This window comes from Flavobacterium ardleyense, assembly GCF_042686085.1.
GTDB lineage: Bacteria > Bacteroidota > Bacteroidia > Flavobacteriales > Flavobacteriaceae > Flavobacterium > Flavobacterium ardleyense.
In genome coordinates, this window is sequence record NZ_JBHUOL010000011.1 from 15,707 (window position 1) to 35,101 (window position 19,395).

Sequence of the window (19,395 nt, forward strand, 5' to 3'; positions counted from 1 at the left end):
AAAATTAGCGCTATTTTTTATTCTTTTTATCGTCAATTATAGCTCCAGTTCCAGCACCTACAGCAGCGCCAGATAATCCACCGATAATTGCACCAGTTCCTTTTTTCTTGCTTACTACTGCACCTGTGGCTGCACCGACACCAGCGCCTATTAAAGCTCCTTTAGCCGTATTGCTCATTCCTTTGCGTTTCTCCACTACAGGTTGAGCAGTGTTATTATTTACATAGATAACTTCTTTTTCTACTTTTGTAACTGTAATAGCTTGCATAGAATCAATTACTCTTTGCTTTTCTTGAACAATTTGAATAGAATCTATCGTGTTTTGTTTTGCTACTTCCATTTCAGCAGCTTGATCTTTACAAGACGCTAACGACGCTAATACTGCAAAAATTAATATCTTTTTCATAATCAAATTATTTATAAAATTTATAGAACAAATATATTTTAGTATTACACTGCATGTATTATATAATTACATCATTTCATTATATAAATTCAACTTTTAGTGTTTAAACCTAACATTATTGTGGAATTACAAACTACACAACGATATGTCCCCAGTTTTCTCCCCATTTAATACGATAAATCTGCATTTCGGTTACATTAAATTCTTTGGCAGTTTTTCGCACATTGAATTTTTCGCCTAAACGCTTCATTTTTAACTTAATACGTATTACTTGGGTTGAAGTAAGTTTCAAACCGTCTCGTTTGATGTTGTATTCTTGTAATTTTTTAAAGGCTTCTTTCACTGCAGGACTTTTATGTCCGTGCGCACGCATTTCGGCGTAAGTGGCCCATTTTAAATTATATAGTTGGTTGTTTAATTTATCATAGTCTAGATGCAACACATATTCTTGATCTTCAGCATCTTTTGGAATAAAGAGTTCGGCAATCATTTTATGTACTGAGACATGATAATTTTTTGCTACGCCATTTGTAAAGCGTTTGTATCGCAAAAATAAAAAACCTTCGGTCAGCGCTCCTTTTAAGATGCGACCTGTTTTGATGTCGTCACCAAAACTTTTTAATCTTCCGTGGTTTGACACGGCATAACGAACTTTGCCTGGTATTTCAAGCGGATATTCTCTCCATTCTTCTACACTGAAATGAGTCATAGGTAATTTGTCTTAAATTGATATTGGGGTTTATGTCAATAGACAGCGGGGTATACTTAAAGCATAAAGTTACAAAATTATTTTGGAAATAAAAAAAATACTCCAAATCTTATTATGTAACTTTAACGTCTGACTGCTGCGGCAGACTTTTTAAAAATAATTGTGTTAGTTTTTCTTCATATTATTATTTTATTTTGATTAATAATTAAATCGCAAAATTTAAGCGATTACTTGATTTGATACTATATTTACTCTTAATTTAAAGTTTTATTTAGATATTCAATTGCCTTCTCTAGAACTTCATCTTTACCTTGACTAATACCTTCAATAGTAGGTTTTACTTCAATATCAATAGCGACTCCTTTTCGTTGCACTTCACGTCCATCTGGATAAAAGAAGCCTTTGCCGGTAAAAGTAGTATAAAAATGTGTAGAAACGACATCAATATGATTATTAACACCGTCTGCACCAGCAGTTTGGCTTCCTATAACAGTTACGTCATCCGCAAGCTGAGCTATCATTACTAATGTCTCAGCCCAACTCAAAGTTTCTGCATTTGCTAACACAACCACTTTCCCTTTGTAGTAATTGGGATTATCTTCTCCACATAAAGCAAGATCATTGTCCCAAATATAACGACCTGGATAGGTTAAATCTGGATAAGTTTGTCTCGCAAATTCTTTTTCTTTTGAAAGTAGAAATCTTTCTAAATAATTCCCATTTGGATAATTACGAATATCAACAATCAATGCTTTAGTTTTTTCAACTTGTGAATAAACAAACTCTTCTTCCTTTTTTAAAATATTTCCTATATTTAAATACCCAACATTTCCTTCAAGTATTTTAAATTTTTCTCTGTCTTTTGATTTTTCTAAACTTTCAAAGTGTTCTCTGATTGTATACAGTTCAATTTTCTTTGAACCTTTTACATTTCCTCTTTCATATTCAATTTTAATTTGTTCTGATTTTCCGCCTACATGCCATTTCACAACTTCATTTAAAAACCGATCTTCATTAGATGCACTTATTATGTTTCTATTTTCTACTAGGAAATCATTTACTGATTTATTATCCAATAAAGTAATAACATCTCCCACTTGAAGATCATTCTTAGAAGCTAAAGTTGCTTCCGCTATTTTCGCTACTACAAACTTATTATCAATTATAGTTAGAACTACAGGTAAATAGAAAAGAGTTGGCAACCGCTTTAAATGCCTATTATGACTTTCGATATGGTAACTTGCATGACTATCATTTAACTTAGTTACTAACTCTAAAAGTGCATTAAGATATGACCTCTCATCTTTAGGTTTAGTTATCTTGGGTAAGATATCATGTAAACATGTAGTCCAATTGGTTTCCGTCAAATACTTATTAGGCGCGAAATATTCAATTACATTCCAATATCTAAAAAGTGTTAACAAGCGATACTTTTTCTCGCTCCACGTAAAATCATCCGATTTGCGATTGTTTGAAAGCCCTATCCAACCAGATTTTCCTTCTTTTACTTCATCATCAGCATGACCTAATCGACCATTTGAAAGATAAGCGTAATATTGTTTTCCTTGGTGTCTGTTTTGTTCAATCCATTTCAATTTATCAGCTACTGCTTTTGAAAAAAAAGCTTTGTCCTGAGTCCAAGCTAGATCAAGGTTTTTATAGAAATATAGCTCTTCTGGTAATTTATTTATTATTTCAACTTTTGGGACATCTCCTAAGCGTGAAATCCAATTTTCTATAACTAATGAAAAATCCTCTTTTGTTTTTGCCTCGTCAACTTTCAGTAAAACTGCATATAATTCCTCATCCCAATCAAATTTTCCACTAGCAACTTCCGGATGATAATATTTTAGAAAACCCCAAACTTTACAGGTTGAGGCCAATTTATCGGTTTCCGACAACTTAACTTGTGAAAATGTAAATTGAGAAGTAACAAAGACAAATACAAAAAAGATTTTTTTCATATAAATTTATTTTGGAAATGAAATTTTTTCTCCTACTTCCAATTTTTGTGATTTGGCGAAAATTCCGCACATTTGGAACAACATTCTTGCTCCTACGTTTCCATCCCAGTCATCTTCACCTGGCGCAACTTCTACTAAATCAAATCCAATGATTTCTTTGCCAAATTCCGATAATCGGTTTAATAAGTATACAGCTTGCTCATAACTGAAACCACCTGGCACCGGAGTTCCAGTACTTGGACAATACAAAGCGTTCATTCCATCAATATCAAAAGAAATTGTTACTTTTTTAGGTAACGACATTACGATATTGTCGCAAATGTGTTGCCAAGTATTCCCTTCAAACAATTGCTTATTTAAATCTAAGTCGGTGTGTACTAAAACACGTCCCTTTTGTTCGTCTACAACGTCTACTTCTTGCTTGCAAAAATCGCGTATTCCTACTTGAACAATTTTAGAGATTTGTGGAATTTGCAGGGCGTTATACATAATAGATGCATGTGAATAGGTAAAGCCTTCATAAGCTTTTCTCAAATCCATGTGAGCGTCTAAATGCAGAATTCCGAAGTTCTCGTGTTTAGTTGCTAATGCTTGATAATAACCAAGTGGTGTAGAATGATCGCCACCAACAAGCGCTACTAATTTACCTTTATTCATCCAATCTAACACTCTGTTTTTCACTTCTTCATTTAGGTCCTTACAAGCTTTATTGATTTTATCTAAATCAGCTTGCAAAGCTGGAAAAGTCGCAACATCTTCTCCCGCTTCAAGCGCTTCGATAATTGGTTGCGCTAAACCCTTATATTTTTCTGAATTCTTTGCCCAATGTGCTGGCGCTTCGTCCATATAAATACCTCTTTTCCATAATTCCGGAAATTCCTGATGGTGTAAATCCACCTGAAAAGATGCGTCTAAAATAGCATCTGGTCCCTCTGAAGCACCTGCTCCGTAACTAACCGTAACTTCCCATGGCACCGGAACGATAATAATATCACTTTGTTCTGCCGAAAAAGGCAAACCAAATATAGTAGCATCAGCCAATCCTGGTTGTGATGGGTCGAAATTTTCTATGATTTGTTCTTTAGTCATTGTTTATTGGATTTTCGGATGTCTGATTTTTAGATTTTCGAATAGTCTTAATATAAAAAATCTGAACATCTTATTTTGTTATTCCTTGTTTTAATATTTGTCCGAATTCGTACATGTCTTCAAAAGAACAGTAGAATGGGGCTGGCGCCAAACGAATTACATTTGGTTCACGCCAATCTGTAATTACACCGTTTTGCATTAGATAATCAAATAATTCTCTTCCTTGTCCGTGTAAATAAACCGATAATTGACAAGCTCTTTCTGCAGGATCGGAAGGTGTGATGATTTCAAATTTAGTTCCTTCAATTGCTTCATCAATATCGTGCAATATAAATTCTAAATAAGAAGTAATCAAATCTCTTTTAGCAATTAACTTGTCCATTCCTACCTCAGCAAACATTTCAACTGAAGCTAAATAAGGTGCTAATGATAAAATAGGTAAGTTACTTATTTGCCATCCATCTGCTCCTCTAACGGGGTCAAACTTAGGCTCCATTTTAAAACGACGTTCTTTGTTATGTCCCCACCAACCTGCGAATCTCGGTAAATCCGTATCATTATGATGCATTTCATGTATAAAGCATCCCGAAGCATTTCCTGGTCCAGAATTCATATATTTATAACTGCACCAAGCTGCGAAATCTACTTTCCAATCGTTCAATTGCAATTTGATATTTCCGGCAGCGTGTGCTAAATCCCACCCCACATAAGCACCTTGTTTATGTCCGGCTTCTGTGATGGTTTTCATATCAAACACTTGTCCCGTATAATAATTTACACCGCCAATTAATACTAAAGCCAATTCCTCCCCTACTTCTTCAATCTTAGCCAACACATCTTCTAAACGAATATTGTGTTCACCTTCTCTGCGTTTGATTTCCACTAAAGCGTCCTTTGGGTCAAACCCAACGGTTTTAGAATGAAAATCTACTTGCGTTTGAAACATATATTGATCACTGGGAAAAGCTTTTTCTTCACAAATAATTTTATATTTTTTTACGGATGGACGATAAAATGAAACCATCAACAAATGTAAATTCACGGTAAGTGTATTCATTACAGTAACTTCTGTAGGCTTTGCGCCCACTACATCACTTAATGGACCAGCGAAACGTTCGTGGTAATCCCACCAAGGTTTATCTGCATAAAAATGGCCTTCTACTGCTAAGTTTGCCCAATCTGTCATTACCTCATCCACATAAGACTTGGCTCTTTTAGGTTGCAATCCTAAAGAATTTCCGGTAAAATAAATAACTTGTTTGCCGTTTACTGTAGGGAAAATAAATTCATCTCGGTATTTACTCAGTACATCTTGAGCATCTAAACTTTGTGCAAATTCGCGTGTGTTTTCAAATATCATTCGTAAGGTAATTATTTGGGGTGTAAAAGTAGGGAAAAGTTACTAACATTCAATATGTCAGCTAAATAAAAAATCTCACCATTGCTGATGAGATTTATTTATAGCAATTGCTTTTAACTAGATGATCAACATAGCATCTCCATAAGAATAGAAACGGTATTTTTCTTCGATTGCAATTTTGTAAGCTTTCATCATTAAATCATGACCACAGAACGCTGCTGCCATCATTAATAAAGTTGATTTTGGCGTATGAAAATTTGTAACCATAGCGTCCGCTAAATTAAATTCAAAAGGAGGAAAAATAAATTTATTTGTCCAACCTTCATAAGGATTCAATGTTCTTTTTGAAGAAACTGAACTTTCCATAGCGCGCATAGCTGTTGTTCCAATACAACACACTTTTTTCTTTTTCTCTCTTGCACCGTTAATGATATCACACGTTTCTTGAGTGATTTTCATTTCTTCCGAATCCATTTTATGTTTCGATAAATCTTCTACCTCAACTGGATTAAAAGTCCCTAAACCAACGTGCAAAGTTACTTCTGCAAAATTAATTCCTTTAATTTCTAAACGTTTTAATAAGTGTTTAGAAAAGTGCAAACCTGCCGTTGGCGCCGCTACAGCACCTTCTTCTTTTGCATAAATTGTTTGATAACGCTCAGCATCTTCTGGAGTTACTTCACGGTTTAAGAATTTAGGAATTGGTGTTTCTCCTAATTCTAATAATTTTTCTCTAAATTCTTCATACGAACCATCATATAGGAAACGTAAAGTTCTACCTCTAGAAGTTGTGTTATCAATCACTTCAGCTACCAGTGAATCGTCATCACCAAAGTAAAGTTTATTTCCAATACGAATTTTACGAGCAGGATCTACTAAAACATCCCACAAACGTTGCTCTGCATTTAATTCTCTCAATAAGAAAACTTCAATACGTGCGCCAGTTTTTTCTTTATTTCCATACAAACGAGCAGGAAATACTTTTGTGTTATTCAACACCATTACATCGCCATCATCGAAATAGTCAATAATATCTTTAAACAATTTGTGCTCGATGGTTCCTGTTTTTCTATTTACGACCATCAAACGAGATTCGTCACGGTTTTCTGTAGGAAACTCAGCCAATAATTCCTCTGGAAGAGTGAATTGAAAATGAGATAATTTCATTTAAAAATGTTTAAGTGATTAAGAATTTTAGTATTTGCGTATTGTATTACGTAACCTACTGAAATTCCGAGTGCAAATATACGATTATGAAGTAGGCGTTGTCAAGTAAAACGGGGTTTATTTTTTAAATCCCATTGTTTACTGAGCAATAACGAAGTCAAAACGCCAAATAAAAAAATATAATGCAACTTAAATCGTATTATTACTTGAAAACTCGAATCCAATCTGTTTCAAATCATCCCAAAAAGTAGGATATGATTTCGAAACTACCTCAGCATTTTCAATAATAATTGAAGTTTTCAAAGCTAAAGGCGCAAAAGCCATTGCCATCCTGTGATCTTGATATGTTGAGATGCTAACATTTTCAATGATTTCAGAAGAGGCTTTCAGATGCAACGAATCGTTTGTAACTAAAATTTCAGCTCCTAACTTAGTCAGTTCAATCTTCAAAGCTTCCAATCGATCGGTTTCTTTGATTTTCAAGGTATGCAAACCTGATAAATCACACGCGATTCCTAATCCAAAACAAGTAACAGCTATTGTTTGCGCAATGTCAGGACAGTTATTAAGTTTCAGGCTTAAAGTTTCAGGTTTAAAGTTTTCAGCTTTATGTAAAAATAACTCGCAATCCTTAAAAATCGTTTTTACTCCAAAATTTGAATAAATTTCTGCTAAAGCTGAATCGCCTTGTAAACTATTTTGTTTGTAGGATGAAAGTGTAATTTCTGTACCAATTTCTGACAAAGCAATGATCGAATACCAATAAGAAGCCGAACTCCAATCACTTTCGATTGTTATACTATTTGACAAAACGTTTTCAGCGGGATAAACAATGATTTTATTATCAGAGAAAGAAGTTTTCACTCCAATTTCGTTCAACAATGCTAATGTCATTTTAATGTAAGGAACAGAGGTAATTTCACCTTCCAATGTCAATTCTAAACCATTTTGTAATTTTGGTGCAATTAATAATAATGCTGAAATATATTGACTACTAACATCAGCTTTTAATATGACTTTGTTTTTTGTTATTTTTTGACCTTTAATTCTGATTGGAGGAAATCCTTCGTTTTCTTTATAAGTTATTTCAGCTCCCAATTGCTGCAAAGCTTCAACCAAAATTTTTATCGGACGTTCTTTCATTCTTGAAGAACCCGTTAAAACAACTTCTTTTCCTTCTTGCATCGAGAAAAAAGCGGTTAGAAATCGCATTGCGGTTCCAGCGTGATGAATATCTATAATTGTAGATTGGGACGTTTGAGATAATGCTTTTGTCATTGCCTCAGAATCATCTGAATTTGAATTGTTTTCTATTTTAATTTGAGGATATAAAGCTTTAAGCAATAACAATCTATTGGTTTCCGATTTAGAACCTGTTATTTTGATTGCTGAGCGCTTCTTACTGAATGCTGATTTTTGAAGTGAAATATTCATCTAATTAGATACGAATTTTAATCCTACAATTGATAAAATTAATGTGGTTAAGAAAAATACACGCCAAAAAGTTGCGGGTTCTTTGAATATTAAAATCCCGACGATTACACTTCCTACAGCACCAATTCCCGTCCAAACTGCGTAAGCCGTTCCAATTGGTAATTCTTTAGTGACTTTGACTAACAAAACCATACTGATTGTTAAGCAAACTAAAAACCCTGCATACCAAGAAAAGGCTATTTTACCAGAAGTTTCATTTGCTTTTCCTAAACACGTTGCAAAACCTACCTCAAACAATCCTGCTATAATTAATAAAATCCAATTCATTTTTTTATTGTATACTGTATTTTGTAAATTGTAAAATGTACTTTCAAAAATACATTATACAGATTACATTATACCTTTTATTTAAGTTTCTCGTTATTTTGATGACGGTCGTGATCACGATTGGTTTTTAAGTCCAATTTTTTATCGAAAGCTTCTTGTAAATTTATTCCGGTTTGATTCGCCAAACACAAAACCACAAAAACAACATCCGCTAATTCTTCGCCTAAGTCTTTATTTTTATCACTTTCTTTTTCAGATTGTTCGCCATAACGACGGGCAATAATTCGGGCAACTTCACCTACTTCTTCTGTAAGTTGTGCCATATTTGTTAACTCATTGAAATAACGAACGCCGTGTTCTTTAATCCAAGTATCAACTTCTTGCTGTGCGTTTTTTATATTCATTGTTGTTTCCTTTTTAAACTAATTATTCTTATTATATCGTCACATTAAAAAGCAGTAGAAGTAAAACATTTTACTTCCGTAAAAAAAATACTTTTTAATGCTTTTTTTTACAAACTTATTCTATTTTATTTTATTTAAAACTATTTTTTCATTTTGTTTATCAATCATCATTTTGTAAAATTGCTTTAAATTTTTATACTGAATAGAAGGAATTAGTGAGGCATTAATTGTATAAGTCGACGAAATTTGGATTGTATTTAAACTATTACTTATAACGAACGAATAATGACCATAATTACCATCCATAATCAAGTTCATATTTTCTGGTAAAGATTCAACTTCATATCCTTTTGGAATATTTATTACAATACTAAAGGAATCACTATAAGGAATTGTGATATCAACGGGGAATTTACGCTCCTCTTGTTTAAATGGATTTTCTTTTTTCTCAAAGAATAACATTGCTGATAAATACATTTTACCTCCGATTCTCTCAACTAGGTCATTATGTTCAAATGAATAATTTTCAATTATCGGACTCTCAAGATTTTTTACATTTTCTAAACTATAATTGCTAATTTCTATTCCCTGAAATTTCTTTTCTAATTTTACAACACACGCTTGGTTATTTAAATTATCATTATTTTCTCTAAACAAAAAAGCTGCATAATCATAGTACTGCTCTCGTAGTTTACCAGAAACACCGCCTGATTCATCAATAGAAGCTAAAACACTTACCTTATCTATAGAGACTTTTGTAGGCATTAAATCTATATCTTCGGAGCGACCATTATCTCTAATTAATCTGCCTGCCCAATTGAGCGTTCTTGTTGGCAAAATATTAAAAAAAGAATTATGATTTGTTGCGTCTAAAAGAATAAATTCTTGTTTATCTTCTACCGCAGCGACAACATAATTAAAAACTGTCCTATTTGGAAAAGATGGAATTCCATTAGATTTGGTACTTAATAAAACGGGATTTGCTTTAATACCTGCATATTTTAACATAGCGATTAACATTAAATTAATTTCAGCTACATTACCCGTTTTTTCCGTATAAGCTTTCTTCACTCCTTTGTCACAAAATATTCCAAATTTTCCATCCCAAGTCATTTTAGTTTTTACGAATTGCAATATTGCTTTAATTCTTTCGTCGGGAGAATTTTTATTACCTAATGCTTGTTTTAACTCTTCCTCAAAATAAGAACCTAATTTCATTTGTTTACCAAAATTATCATCGTCATAAATTTGCTTGGTAACACCGCTCCAGTCTTGTGATAAGTTTTCAATTAATCCATTTTGTTTAGAAACCGAAGCTAACTCATACTTTAAAATCGAAGTATAGTTTTTAATATTATTAACAAATGATTCTTCCCTAATTGCACCAATATTTGAACCTGAATAAGTAGTTTTCAATTCCGCATATTGCGCTCCATTTACAATATCGGTTTTTTTATCAATTGCTTCATATCCCGTAATAATTGTTCGATACTGAAAATATTGCGGTATTAACGCCGTATAAACAGCAGAATTAACAGGAATATCTCCCTGAAAATACCAATCATTAATCCTTGTGATATGGGGAGAAATCAATTCGTAGCTGAACTCAATTATTGAACCTTCTTTAACTGCAGGCAGTACAATTTTTTTTATTTTCCATTCGTCGTTTACATTTTCTATAAATTCTCCTTCTGTCTTTAGTTTTGTTTTTTCGATCTTACCGTCTACTAAATTATAGGTTACAGCATCCGAAAAAAAAGCTTTTTCAACAGTTCCACCTCCTACATAATAAGCAATCCCTTGATTAGCTTTTTCAAAACCGTTTTTATTATATATTTTAATTTTCACCTTAACGGTCGTTGTCACTAACCACTTATCTTTAGAATACACGAAAGAAGTATGACCTGTTTTAAAAACAAAAGCCGCGCCTGCTGAAGGGTCTAAACCATGCGATTTTTCCTTAAGTTCCTCGACTGTTACCTTACCTAACTGAAGTTTTTGGGAAACAGCAGTTTGTAGAAATAAAAGAAAAGCGACTACTAAAATTTTTCTCATAAACCTGTTATTTAATCATTGCACTTTACTATATCTTACAGAGACCTAATGAAAGTAGGAGAAAAGCTTATATATAATAGAATACAAAGTAGACTACTAAACACAGCTACTTTCAACGAACTATCCTATAAAATTAGTTCTTCTAAAATAATTTAGATGTTCGATATATTATTTCTTCTTCAAAATTATTTTATCTGATTGTTTTTCAACCTTTTTTTGAAAATATTCTTTCAAATTTTGATAATTATCCGCAGACAAAATAGACACATTTACTTCATCTTGAAGCATTAGCTTAACACTCTTACCGTCACTTTTAAAGATATATTTATGCGCAAGAAGATTGTCATTAAAGGAAAGACTCTCGGATTCGGGAATAAATTCAATTTCGTAACCATCTGGAATCGCAATAGCAACTGCATACCTGTCTGACGAAGGGAATGGAAACTCTATTGGGAATGCTCTATTTTCACTTTTAAAAGGATTAGATTCACTACCAAGAAATAACAAAGGTGAAAAGTAAATTTTATTACCAATGACTTCAATATGCTTATCATCCACAAAATCAAAACTCTCGATTACAGGCAAATTTAAAGCGTTCATATTTTCTGAAATGTAATTCTCGATCTCTATATTCTTAAAATGATTTTCTCTATTCTCTACGAGCGCTTCCTTCGTTGACTGCCCATACTTGTTTCTGTATGAATAGGCGTTATGGTCTGTCAATTGTCTTTTTAGACTTCCCAATGCTTTACCATCCGTAGTAATTGAATAACTTAAAATCACATTGTCCTTTGAGATAGTTGATGGCTCTAAATCTACTTCTTGTGAGCCACCATTTTGGTATATTATTCGACCAATCCAGTTGATTGCTCTTGCAGGCAAGACATTTGGCACAGCATATTTATCTGTTGCATCTAGCAAGATTGTTTTTCCGTTTAATTCAACTCCAGCTATAACATAATTAAAGGCGTTTATAGAAGGAAAAGTAGGTATACCGTTAGAAACAGAGCTAATTAGAACTGGATGTGCATTTAGACCAGCATGTCTCAAAAAAGCAACTAAGGATAAATTAATATCTGCTACGTTACCAGTTTTATTTTTATAAATGCTTCTTAAACCTTCATCAGACCAGATACCATAATAGCCATTCCATTTGTAAGTGTTTTTTACATAATCGTAAACAGCATTTAACTTATCCTCGCTTGAAGTTTTTCCTGATACAACAGTATTTATTTGCTCTTCATAATAACCTTTTTTATTTAATTCTCCACCAAAATCCGCAGAAGAATTAATGGTTTTAGCAACCTCTTCCCATGTAGATGAGAACAGTTTAATGGTTTCATTTGGATACTTAACCGCCACTAGCTCATGTGAAATACCCGTAACATAATTAGAAATATTTTTAACATAGAATTCTTCTTTTACAGACGGTACATTAAAGATTTCGTAATTAATTATCTGCTCATTATAGGTAAATTTAGATTCTGAAAAATTTGTTTCAACTCGATGACGACCAGTCTCTACACGTTCTTTGTTTAAACGCGTTACGGTCTTAGACTCACTTCGTTTTGTTGTTTTTACATTTAGCTCCCCTTTATAAAACGGATTATAACTGTAATACTCTGGGTACGAAAATTGATACTGAGAAAAGTTTACAGGTATAAGCTCTTGAAACTCCCATGCATTAGGCGCTGATAAAAAAGGTGATTTTAAAGTGTATTTATACTCTATAACTGAACCTACTTTTACATTTGGCATTGCTATTTTTTTCAAAGTATAAAATTTATTTACTTTTTCTATAAATTCGCCGTCAGATTTTAATTTTGTTTTTTCAATTTTATTATTTACTAAATTGTAAGTATTTGCTTCAGAAAAGGAGATGGTTTCCTTATCTGAATTTTGATTACGGATATTTACAGCAAAATCTGCATATTTTAAACCCTCAGTTTTATAAATTTTAATTTTATTCTCCACCTCAGTTACTAACTCAAATCCCTTCTCGTCATTATATACTATACTAGTCTTACTTTTACTGAAAATTTTGCAAGCAGTCGCTTCTTTTTCAATTTTATGTTCTGTTTCTTTTAACTCTTCAATAGTTACTTTACCTAACTTGTACTCTTGAGCAAAAGATGTATTGAACATTATAAACATTGTTAACAATAATATTTTTTTCATTTTACTTTTATATTAATTTGTTGCTTTTTTGGACGATTTTTAATTACCTCCTACTTTACTACTTGCTCACTTATCATTATATAAGAAGCATTGTTGCAAATTAAGAATAGAACGACTGGTAAATTACATATTGATTCAAGTTCAAATTATAGTTACATAGTTGAACTGGAAAAATTCAATTTTGTTTGTCATTATTTCTTCTTTAAAACAATTTTTTCTGATTGTTTATCAACCATCTTTTGAAAATATCCTTTAAGGTTTTGATAATTCTGAGGAACTAAAATGGTTGTATTGACTTCATATTGAAGCATCAACTTCAAATTCTTCCCCTCTTCTGTAAAGATAAACTTATGAACAAGTTCTTTGTCGCCAAACACTAGACTTTCATCTTTAGGGATAGATTCCACCTCATAACCTTCCGGAATAGCAATAGTAACAATATATCTATCCAAATACGGAAAAGGAAACTCTATGGGATACGCTCTTGTTTCTAATTTGAAAGGATTAGACTCTAAACCATAAAACAATAAGGGAGAAAAATAAATTTTATCGCCAATTATTTCAATATGTTTATCATCGACAAAATCAAAATTTTCAACTACAGCTAAATTCAAGTCATTAAGGTTTTCAGATGTATAATTGTCAATTTCTATATTATCAAAACTTTTTTCTCTTTTTTCTGTGGCTACTTCTTTTTTTAATTGACCATAGCTTAACCTGTAATTATAGGCATTATAATCTGTCGCTTGCCTTTTTACATTACCAGTTGCTTTTCCATCTTGTGTAATTGAATAATTTAAAATCATATTATCTTTAGATATAAGAGACGGGTTTAAATCAATTACTTTTGAACCTCCATTTTGAAAAATCATTCTTCCAAACCAGTTTAAGGCTCTTGCAGGAATTACATTTGGCACTGCAAATTTGTCTGTTGCATCTAATAGAACAGTTTTGCCATTTAATTCAACTCCTGCTATAACATAATTAAATCCTGTGCGCGATGGAAATAAAGGAACACCGTTAGATACAGAGCTTATTAAAATGGGATGCGCATCTAAGCCTGCATGCCTTAAAAACACAACTAATAATAAATTGAGGTCTGCAACATTTCCAGTTTTGTTTTTATAAATACTTTTTAAACCTTCCTCTGTATAAATTCCATAAAAACCATTCCACTTATAGTTATCTTTCACAAAAGTATAGATGGCATTTAACTTTTCATCATTGGTAGCTTTTCCTAAAATCACTTTATTAATTTGTTCTTCGAAATAACCTTTCTTATTTAATTCTCCTCCAAAATCAGGTGAAGCGCTAATAGTGTTCGAAACTTCTTCCCATGTTGTTGAAATCAATTTAAAAACCTCGTTAGGGAATTGTTTAGAGGCTAATTCATGTTTAACGGCAGTTACGTAGTTATTTATATTTTTAACAAATGCTTCTTCTTTAACAGAAGGAACATTATACAATTCGTAAAGAGAAGTATTTTCATTAAAAGAAATCTTATTCTGCTTAAATTCTGTAGAAACTCCACCCCAGCTTTGATCCCGTGAACGCTCTTTACTTGAAATAGTTATACCTGATATAATTGATTTTTTAGTCGTTTTCACATTTAAACTTCCTTTGAAAAAAGTATTGTAGGTGTAATATTCTGGAAATCTAACTTCAAACTGCGAATAATTAACTGGTATAAAATCTTGAAAATCCCAATCCCTAACCTGCGCGATAAAGGGTGATTTTATAATATATTTATACTCAATGATTGAACCCACCTTAACATTAGGCATAGTGATTTTTTTCATTTGATAGTATTTACTAGTCTTTTCTGTAAATTCTCCATCGCTTTTCAATTTCGTTTTTTCAATTTTACCATCTACTAAATTATAGGTTGTTGCATCTGAAAATGATACTGTTTCTCTATCTGAACCCCCTTGATAAATACTAATGGCAAAATCTGCATAACTAAATCCTTCTTTTTTATATATTTTTATCTTATTTTCCACCTCGGTAACTAATTCAAAACCTTTATCATCACTGTAAGCCATATAGGTTTTACCCTTGCTAAAAAGCCTGCAAGCAATAGCTTCTTTTTCAACGTTATGCTCTGTTTCTTTTAATTCTTCAATAGTTACTTTACCTAACTTGTACTCTTGAGCAAAAGATGTATTGAAGATTATAAATATTGTTAACAATAATAATTTTTTCATTTTACTTTTATATTAATTTGTTGCTTTTTTTATAATAATTTTCGAATTGTCTAGTCGATTAATTTGCTCTTTAAATTTTCTAAATTCTTCATATTCTTCTTTCCCGTAAACTCCGTCATTTAGCAAATAACTTCGTTTAAACTTAAGTAAAGTTGAACTAATTAAGGAAATTTCCATTTTATAAGTGCCGAATTTTGAACTGAACATAATATCATCTGGCTTGGAATCCACAACGAAGCCTCTAGGTATACTTATATCAACATCATCTTCATCATAAAATCCTCTAGAAATTTCGAAAGAATTTTCTCTGGTTCTGTAGCGTTGTGGTACGGATAAACTTCTAGTAAACACATTTATAGGAATTAATAACATCTCGCTACTAATTGACGCATAATTAATAGCATCAATTGACAGTTTTTCGGAAAACTCAATCTTCTCTCTATTATTGATAAGTTCTAAACTATTTATTTTCAAATTATTAATCCAACCAAAACGATCCTTGTAGTGACTCTCTTTTTCATCTGAAGATTTACTTTCGATCATATAAATATCGTCATACTGAACTCCTTCTGACCTAATTAAAACAGATCCTCTCAAATTACCTTTTTCACTAATTTCGTAATTACCTATTGTGAATTGCCCACTTTTTACTGTGTTATAATTAGCTGTTCTAATGATCTCTCCTCCTTCTGGCTTTACTATTAAAGCATATCTGTCGTCTGTAAAATCTCCATTAAACCCGAAAGGACTTGTTTGACTAGTACATTCTAAGAAAACATATTTATTATTTACCGGTATTGATAGTATTGCATGGTTTCCTTGCATCGAAACAAAGTCTTCATTCAAATCAGTCTTATCATTTCCTGCATAAATTATTGTATAAAAAGACTCAACGCCAACTTCTCTCAATAAAATTCTTGTATAATTTGACAGGGCTTTACAATCGCCGTAACCTAATTTATCTACATCAGAAACCAACATAGGTTTCCAGCCACCAATCCCTAATTGAATGCTAACATATCGCGATTTACCTTGCACATATTTATAGATAATTTGCGCTTTTTTAATCGGATCTTTTTCCTCTCCTACTAACACTTTAATTTTTTGAATAGTGCTTTGTGGAAGTTGCTCCGTATCTTTTAATAAATTAACATACATCCATTTACCAAATTCATCCCATGATTTAGCATTACCTTCAACTCCTTCTAAAGAAAACGAATCCAAACCAAATAATACAGAAGGATTAATTTTCCTAAATGACGGAGAAAATTCTTCAAATTTTGTTGCCTTCAAATTTATTGCTGTGAAACTAATTTCATTCGCGCTTTCTTGTTTTGAAATATTTTCTGTGTTAAAATTTAATTCTTTGTATTTAAAGCCTAAGTCAGAAGGGAATTTTATATGAACCGAAGATTTCTGAACACTTTCATAAAAGTCATCGATCGGATACCAAGCAGGGATAAAAGCAGTATTTGAAGTTTCCACTTCACTTGTATAAACGATTGTAAAAGGATATTGAGTAGGTGTGTACTTTAAAAATAATTTTCTAGCATCATTTTGAATTGAAAAGCCATCAAAAACACTTTGATCAATAAAATCACCACGCCTAATTTTCTTTATTTCTTTTCCAAAAGAGCTGTAAACAGTAGCTTCGATTGACTTGACTTTAGTTGACTTGTTGTAAAATTCATAAGCATCAATATTAGATAAGCCACTTTTATTAAATACGGTAATAATTTTACTTTTTTTAATATTCATTTGCTTTCGCGAACCAATATTTATATGAATTTTTTGATCTCGAATAATACTATTTGAATTTTCTACTAATTCTTTTGGTATTAATAATGATGATAAATTTGTTTCTTGCGAAAAGGTCAGAAAACTAATAAATAAGGAAAAGGCTAATAAAATTGTTCTCATTAGTGTTACTCTTTGTTTTTTGTGTCAATAATAATGGTTACAGGTCCGTCATTTATCAATGCGACTTTCATATCCGCACCAAATTGACCCGTTTGTACTTTTTTGCCTAATTCTACCTCCATTTGTTTTACGAAATTTCCATACAATGGAATAGCGGTTTCAGGCTTTGATGCTTTGATATAACTAGGGCGATTTCCTTTTTTGGTCGAAGCCTGAAGGGTAAACTGACTTACAATAATCATTTCACCACCGATTTCTTTTAAAGAGCGGTTCATAACTTGGTTTTCATCTTCAAAAATGCGAAGATTACCTATTTTTGATGTTAACCAACTGATATCATCTTGATTATCAGCATCTTCAATTCCAACTAAAACTAACAGCCCTACTTGAATTTCGGCTACGATTCTATTATCTATCATTACGGAAGATTGAGAAACTCTTTGAATAACTGCTTTCATAAACTAATTTGATTGGACAATTCTTTTATGAGATTCCTACGGAATGACAAACTGTGTGCAACTGAACACTAATTTTTCCTAGTGTCGTCACTTGCTTTTCTTTCGGCATCATAAATATCTGCTCGATATTGCTCGTCGTCCCCTTCTATCATTTGTGTGTAGCTTTTATATCTAGACCAAGATAATTCATCTTTTTCTAATGCTTCTTTAATCGCACATTTTGGCTCGTCAATATGCAAACAGTTATTGAATTTACACTGTTCTTTCATAGCAAAAAATTCAGGAAAATAGTCACCCATTTCCTGTTTTTCCATATCTACAATTCCAAAACCACGAATTCCAGGTGTGTCGATAATCTGCGCTCCAAAAGCCAAATCAAACATTTCTGCAAATGTTGTAGTATGTCTTCCTTGAGAATGTGATGCTGAAATTTGTTTTGTTTTTAGATTTAATGAAGGTTCTAACGTATTTACTAAAGTTGATTTTCCAACACCTGAATGTCCCGAAAACATAGAAACTCTGTCTTTCATTAATGCTTTTAATTCTTCAACTCCCGTTCCATCTTGAGCAGAAACGCGCAAACATTTATAGCCAATCGTCTCGTAAATGTGTTGCAGATATAATTGTTCATGCGAAGTATCTTCATCAAACGTATCAATTTTATTAAAAACGATTACTGCTTCAATTCCATAAGCCTCGGCAGTAACCAAAAATCTATCTATAAAACTAGTAGTGGTTGGTGGATTATTAATTGTCACCAATAAAAAAACAACATCAATATTAGATGCAATAATGTGCATGTGATGTGATAAATTTACTGATTTTCTTACAATGTAATTCTTACGCTCGTGAATGTCCGTGATTACACCCGTAGTTTTATCACTCGTGTTTTCAAGATTATAATCAACCAAATCGCCTACCGCAATTGGATTGGTACTTTTAATCCCTTGCATTCTAAACTTACCTTTTATACGGCATTCCAAAAAGTTACCATCTTCTGTTTTAATGGTATACCAACTTCCGGTAGATTTATAAACGATTCCTATCATTCAACTTTAGAATTTAGAAGTTATAAATTAAATGTGTAATAACTCCAATTAATAATAGCAAAGATAGTGTTTATAGTTAAAATTTATAAATAAAAAAGGCTACTTAAATAGTAGCCTTTAAAATATATTTAAACAAATATTAATATTTGTAAGCTATACCTTTTTTAATTGCTTGAGAACCTCCTAAACCATTAGAAGATGCTCCAACAGTAGACTTATCTGCAGTTTGCAAAATAAAAGGACATCCCATTTTTGCTGCTTCCATTTTAAGTTTTTTCTCTGCTTTTTTATCTCCTGTATTACCTGTATGGTAATTGATCATTCCTGTTTTTCCTCTTACTTCACCATCTTTTTTTAAACCTGCGATATATCCTTTATCTTCCAAGATAACAACTTTTTCCCAGTCAGCTTCTCCGCTGATAGTGATTTTTTCAGTTACATCTTCTACTCTTCCTGATTTTCCGTAAACAACTTTCTCAACAGCATATTTGCTTATAGTGTTTTCAGCGTCTTCACCATCATACTTGAAGATAATTGTGTACTCCTCTAATTTAATTACTTTTCCATCAACAATTTCTCCGTTGTGTTTGTAAATCTTGTCAACTTGAGCATTCATAGCCATTCCTACGAAGAAAATAGCTAATAGTAAAATTTTTTTCATTGTTAGTTTT

At 32.1% G+C, this 19,395-nt stretch carries 16 protein-coding genes; all 16 read right to left on the minus strand.

All coding sequences use genetic code 11. The features are described 5' to 3' along the window. Window positions 1-10: 10 nt before the first annotated feature. The 16 genes from ACFSX9_RS05470 to ACFSX9_RS05545 all read right to left on the minus strand — a co-directional run bounded on the left by ACFSX9_RS05470 (window position 11) and on the right by ACFSX9_RS05545 (window position 19,385). Window positions 11-406, minus strand: coding sequence for a YMGG-like glycine zipper-containing protein (locus tag ACFSX9_RS05470; protein WP_379805445.1), 396 nt, complete (start codon window positions 404-406; stop codon window positions 11-13). A gap of 133 nt (window positions 407-539) precedes the next feature. Continuing rightward, on the minus strand, window positions 540-1,115 hold the full coding sequence (locus tag ACFSX9_RS05475; protein WP_379805451.1) for a hypothetical protein: 576 nt from the start codon (window positions 1,113-1,115) through the stop codon (window positions 540-542). A 254-nt stretch (window positions 1,116-1,369) separates the two neighbouring features. Next, complete coding sequence (locus ACFSX9_RS05480) at window positions 1,370-3,079, minus strand: S41 family peptidase (protein ID WP_379805454.1); 1,710 nt, start codon at window positions 3,077-3,079, stop codon at window positions 1,370-1,372. A 6-nt stretch (window positions 3,080-3,085) separates the two neighbouring features. Further along, window positions 3,086-4,168: an agmatinase family protein gene (locus ACFSX9_RS05485; RefSeq protein ID WP_379805456.1), complete on the minus strand. Its 1,083-nt coding sequence runs from the start codon at window positions 4,166-4,168 to the stop codon at window positions 3,086-3,088. Between the two features lie 70 nt (window positions 4,169-4,238). Beyond that, on the minus strand, window positions 4,239-5,528 hold the full coding sequence (gene kynU / locus ACFSX9_RS05490; RefSeq protein WP_379805458.1) for a kynureninase: 1,290 nt from the start codon (window positions 5,526-5,528) through the stop codon (window positions 4,239-4,241). A 117-nt stretch (window positions 5,529-5,645) separates the two neighbouring features. After that, on the minus strand, window positions 5,646-6,695 hold the full coding sequence (gene queA / locus ACFSX9_RS05495; RefSeq protein WP_379805460.1) for a tRNA preQ1(34) S-adenosylmethionine ribosyltransferase-isomerase QueA: 1,050 nt from the start codon (window positions 6,693-6,695) through the stop codon (window positions 5,646-5,648). Between the two features lie 189 nt (window positions 6,696-6,884). Continuing rightward, complete coding sequence (locus tag ACFSX9_RS05500; protein WP_379805462.1) at window positions 6,885-8,129, minus strand: 3-phosphoshikimate 1-carboxyvinyltransferase; 1,245 nt, start codon at window positions 8,127-8,129, stop codon at window positions 6,885-6,887. Beyond that, the gene (locus tag ACFSX9_RS05505; protein WP_379805464.1) at window positions 8,130-8,456 is read right to left on the minus strand and encodes a DMT family transporter; all 327 of its coding nucleotides are present in this window, start codon (window positions 8,454-8,456) and stop codon (window positions 8,130-8,132) included. 77 nt (window positions 8,457-8,533) lie between these two features. Beyond that, the gene (locus ACFSX9_RS05510; protein WP_322550810.1) at window positions 8,534-8,860 is read right to left on the minus strand and encodes a nucleotide pyrophosphohydrolase; all 327 of its coding nucleotides are present in this window, start codon (window positions 8,858-8,860) and stop codon (window positions 8,534-8,536) included. A gap of 120 nt (window positions 8,861-8,980) precedes the next feature. Continuing rightward, the gene (locus tag ACFSX9_RS05515) at window positions 8,981-10,915 is read right to left on the minus strand and encodes a DUF3857 domain-containing protein (RefSeq protein ID WP_379805467.1); all 1,935 of its coding nucleotides are present in this window, start codon (window positions 10,913-10,915) and stop codon (window positions 8,981-8,983) included. A 168-nt stretch (window positions 10,916-11,083) separates the two neighbouring features. Next, window positions 11,084-13,093: a DUF3857 domain-containing protein gene (locus tag ACFSX9_RS05520; RefSeq protein ID WP_379805470.1), complete on the minus strand. Its 2,010-nt coding sequence runs from the start codon at window positions 13,091-13,093 to the stop codon at window positions 11,084-11,086. 191 nt (window positions 13,094-13,284) lie between these two features. Beyond that, window positions 13,285-15,297, minus strand: a complete 2,013-nt coding sequence (locus tag ACFSX9_RS05525) for a DUF3857 domain-containing protein (RefSeq protein ID WP_379805472.1) — start codon at window positions 15,295-15,297, stop codon at window positions 13,285-13,287. Window positions 15,298-15,309: 12 nt separating this feature from the next. Continuing rightward, a complete protein-coding gene (locus ACFSX9_RS05530; protein WP_379805474.1) occupies window positions 15,310-17,217 on the minus strand; it encodes a DUF3857 domain-containing protein in 1,908 nt (635 codons plus the stop codon). A 5-nt stretch (window positions 17,218-17,222) separates the two neighbouring features. After that, window positions 17,223-17,675, minus strand: a complete 453-nt coding sequence (dtd, locus tag ACFSX9_RS05535) for a D-aminoacyl-tRNA deacylase (RefSeq protein WP_379805477.1) — start codon at window positions 17,673-17,675, stop codon at window positions 17,223-17,225. 68 nt (window positions 17,676-17,743) lie between these two features. Continuing rightward, a complete protein-coding gene (rsgA, locus tag ACFSX9_RS05540; RefSeq protein ID WP_379805480.1) occupies window positions 17,744-18,724 on the minus strand; it encodes a ribosome small subunit-dependent GTPase A in 981 nt (326 codons plus the stop codon). Between the two features lie 139 nt (window positions 18,725-18,863). Then, on the minus strand, window positions 18,864-19,385 hold the full coding sequence (locus ACFSX9_RS05545; RefSeq protein ID WP_379805482.1) for a hypothetical protein: 522 nt from the start codon (window positions 19,383-19,385) through the stop codon (window positions 18,864-18,866). Between the last annotated feature and the right edge of the window lie 10 nt (window positions 19,386-19,395).

Bases quoted from the DNA above. Each gene is read 5' to 3' on its own strand.
- ACFSX9_RS05470 (WP_379805445.1), bottom strand. From the start codon at position 406: ATGAAAAAGATATTAATTTTTGCAGTATTAGCGTCGTTAGCGTCTTGT.
- ACFSX9_RS05475 (WP_379805451.1), bottom strand. From the start codon at position 1,115: ATGACTCATTTCAGTGTAGAAGAATGGAGAGAATATCCGCTTGAAATA.
- ACFSX9_RS05480 (WP_379805454.1), bottom strand. From the start codon at position 3,079: ATGAAAAAAATCTTTTTTGTATTTGTCTTTGTTACTTCTCAATTTACA.
- ACFSX9_RS05485 (WP_379805456.1), bottom strand. From the start codon at position 4,168: ATGACTAAAGAACAAATCATAGAAAATTTCGACCCATCACAACCAGGA.
- kynU (WP_379805458.1), bottom strand. From the start codon at position 5,528: ATGATATTTGAAAACACACGCGAATTTGCACAAAGTTTAGATGCTCAA.
- queA (WP_379805460.1), bottom strand. From the start codon at position 6,695: ATGAAATTATCTCATTTTCAATTCACTCTTCCAGAGGAATTATTGGCT.
- ACFSX9_RS05500 (WP_379805462.1), bottom strand. From the start codon at position 8,129: ATGAATATTTCACTTCAAAAATCAGCATTCAGTAAGAAGCGCTCAGCA.
- ACFSX9_RS05505 (WP_379805464.1), bottom strand. From the start codon at position 8,456: ATGAATTGGATTTTATTAATTATAGCAGGATTGTTTGAGGTAGGTTTT.
- ACFSX9_RS05510 (WP_322550810.1), bottom strand. From the start codon at position 8,860: ATGAATATAAAAAACGCACAGCAAGAAGTTGATACTTGGATTAAAGAA.
- ACFSX9_RS05515 (WP_379805467.1), bottom strand. From the start codon at position 10,915: ATGAGAAAAATTTTAGTAGTCGCTTTTCTTTTATTTCTACAAACTGCT.
- ACFSX9_RS05520 (WP_379805470.1), bottom strand. From the start codon at position 13,093: ATGAAAAAAATATTATTGTTAACAATGTTTATAATGTTCAATACATCT.
- ACFSX9_RS05525 (WP_379805472.1), bottom strand. From the start codon at position 15,297: ATGAAAAAATTATTATTGTTAACAATATTTATAATCTTCAATACATCT.
- ACFSX9_RS05530 (WP_379805474.1), bottom strand. From the start codon at position 17,217: ATGAGAACAATTTTATTAGCCTTTTCCTTATTTATTAGTTTTCTGACC.
- dtd (WP_379805477.1), bottom strand. From the start codon at position 17,675: ATGAAAGCAGTTATTCAAAGAGTTTCTCAATCTTCCGTAATGATAGAT.
- rsgA (WP_379805480.1), bottom strand. From the start codon at position 18,724: ATGATAGGAATCGTTTATAAATCTACCGGAAGTTGGTATACCATTAAA.
- ACFSX9_RS05545 (WP_379805482.1), bottom strand. From the start codon at position 19,385: ATGAAAAAAATTTTACTATTAGCTATTTTCTTCGTAGGAATGGCTATG.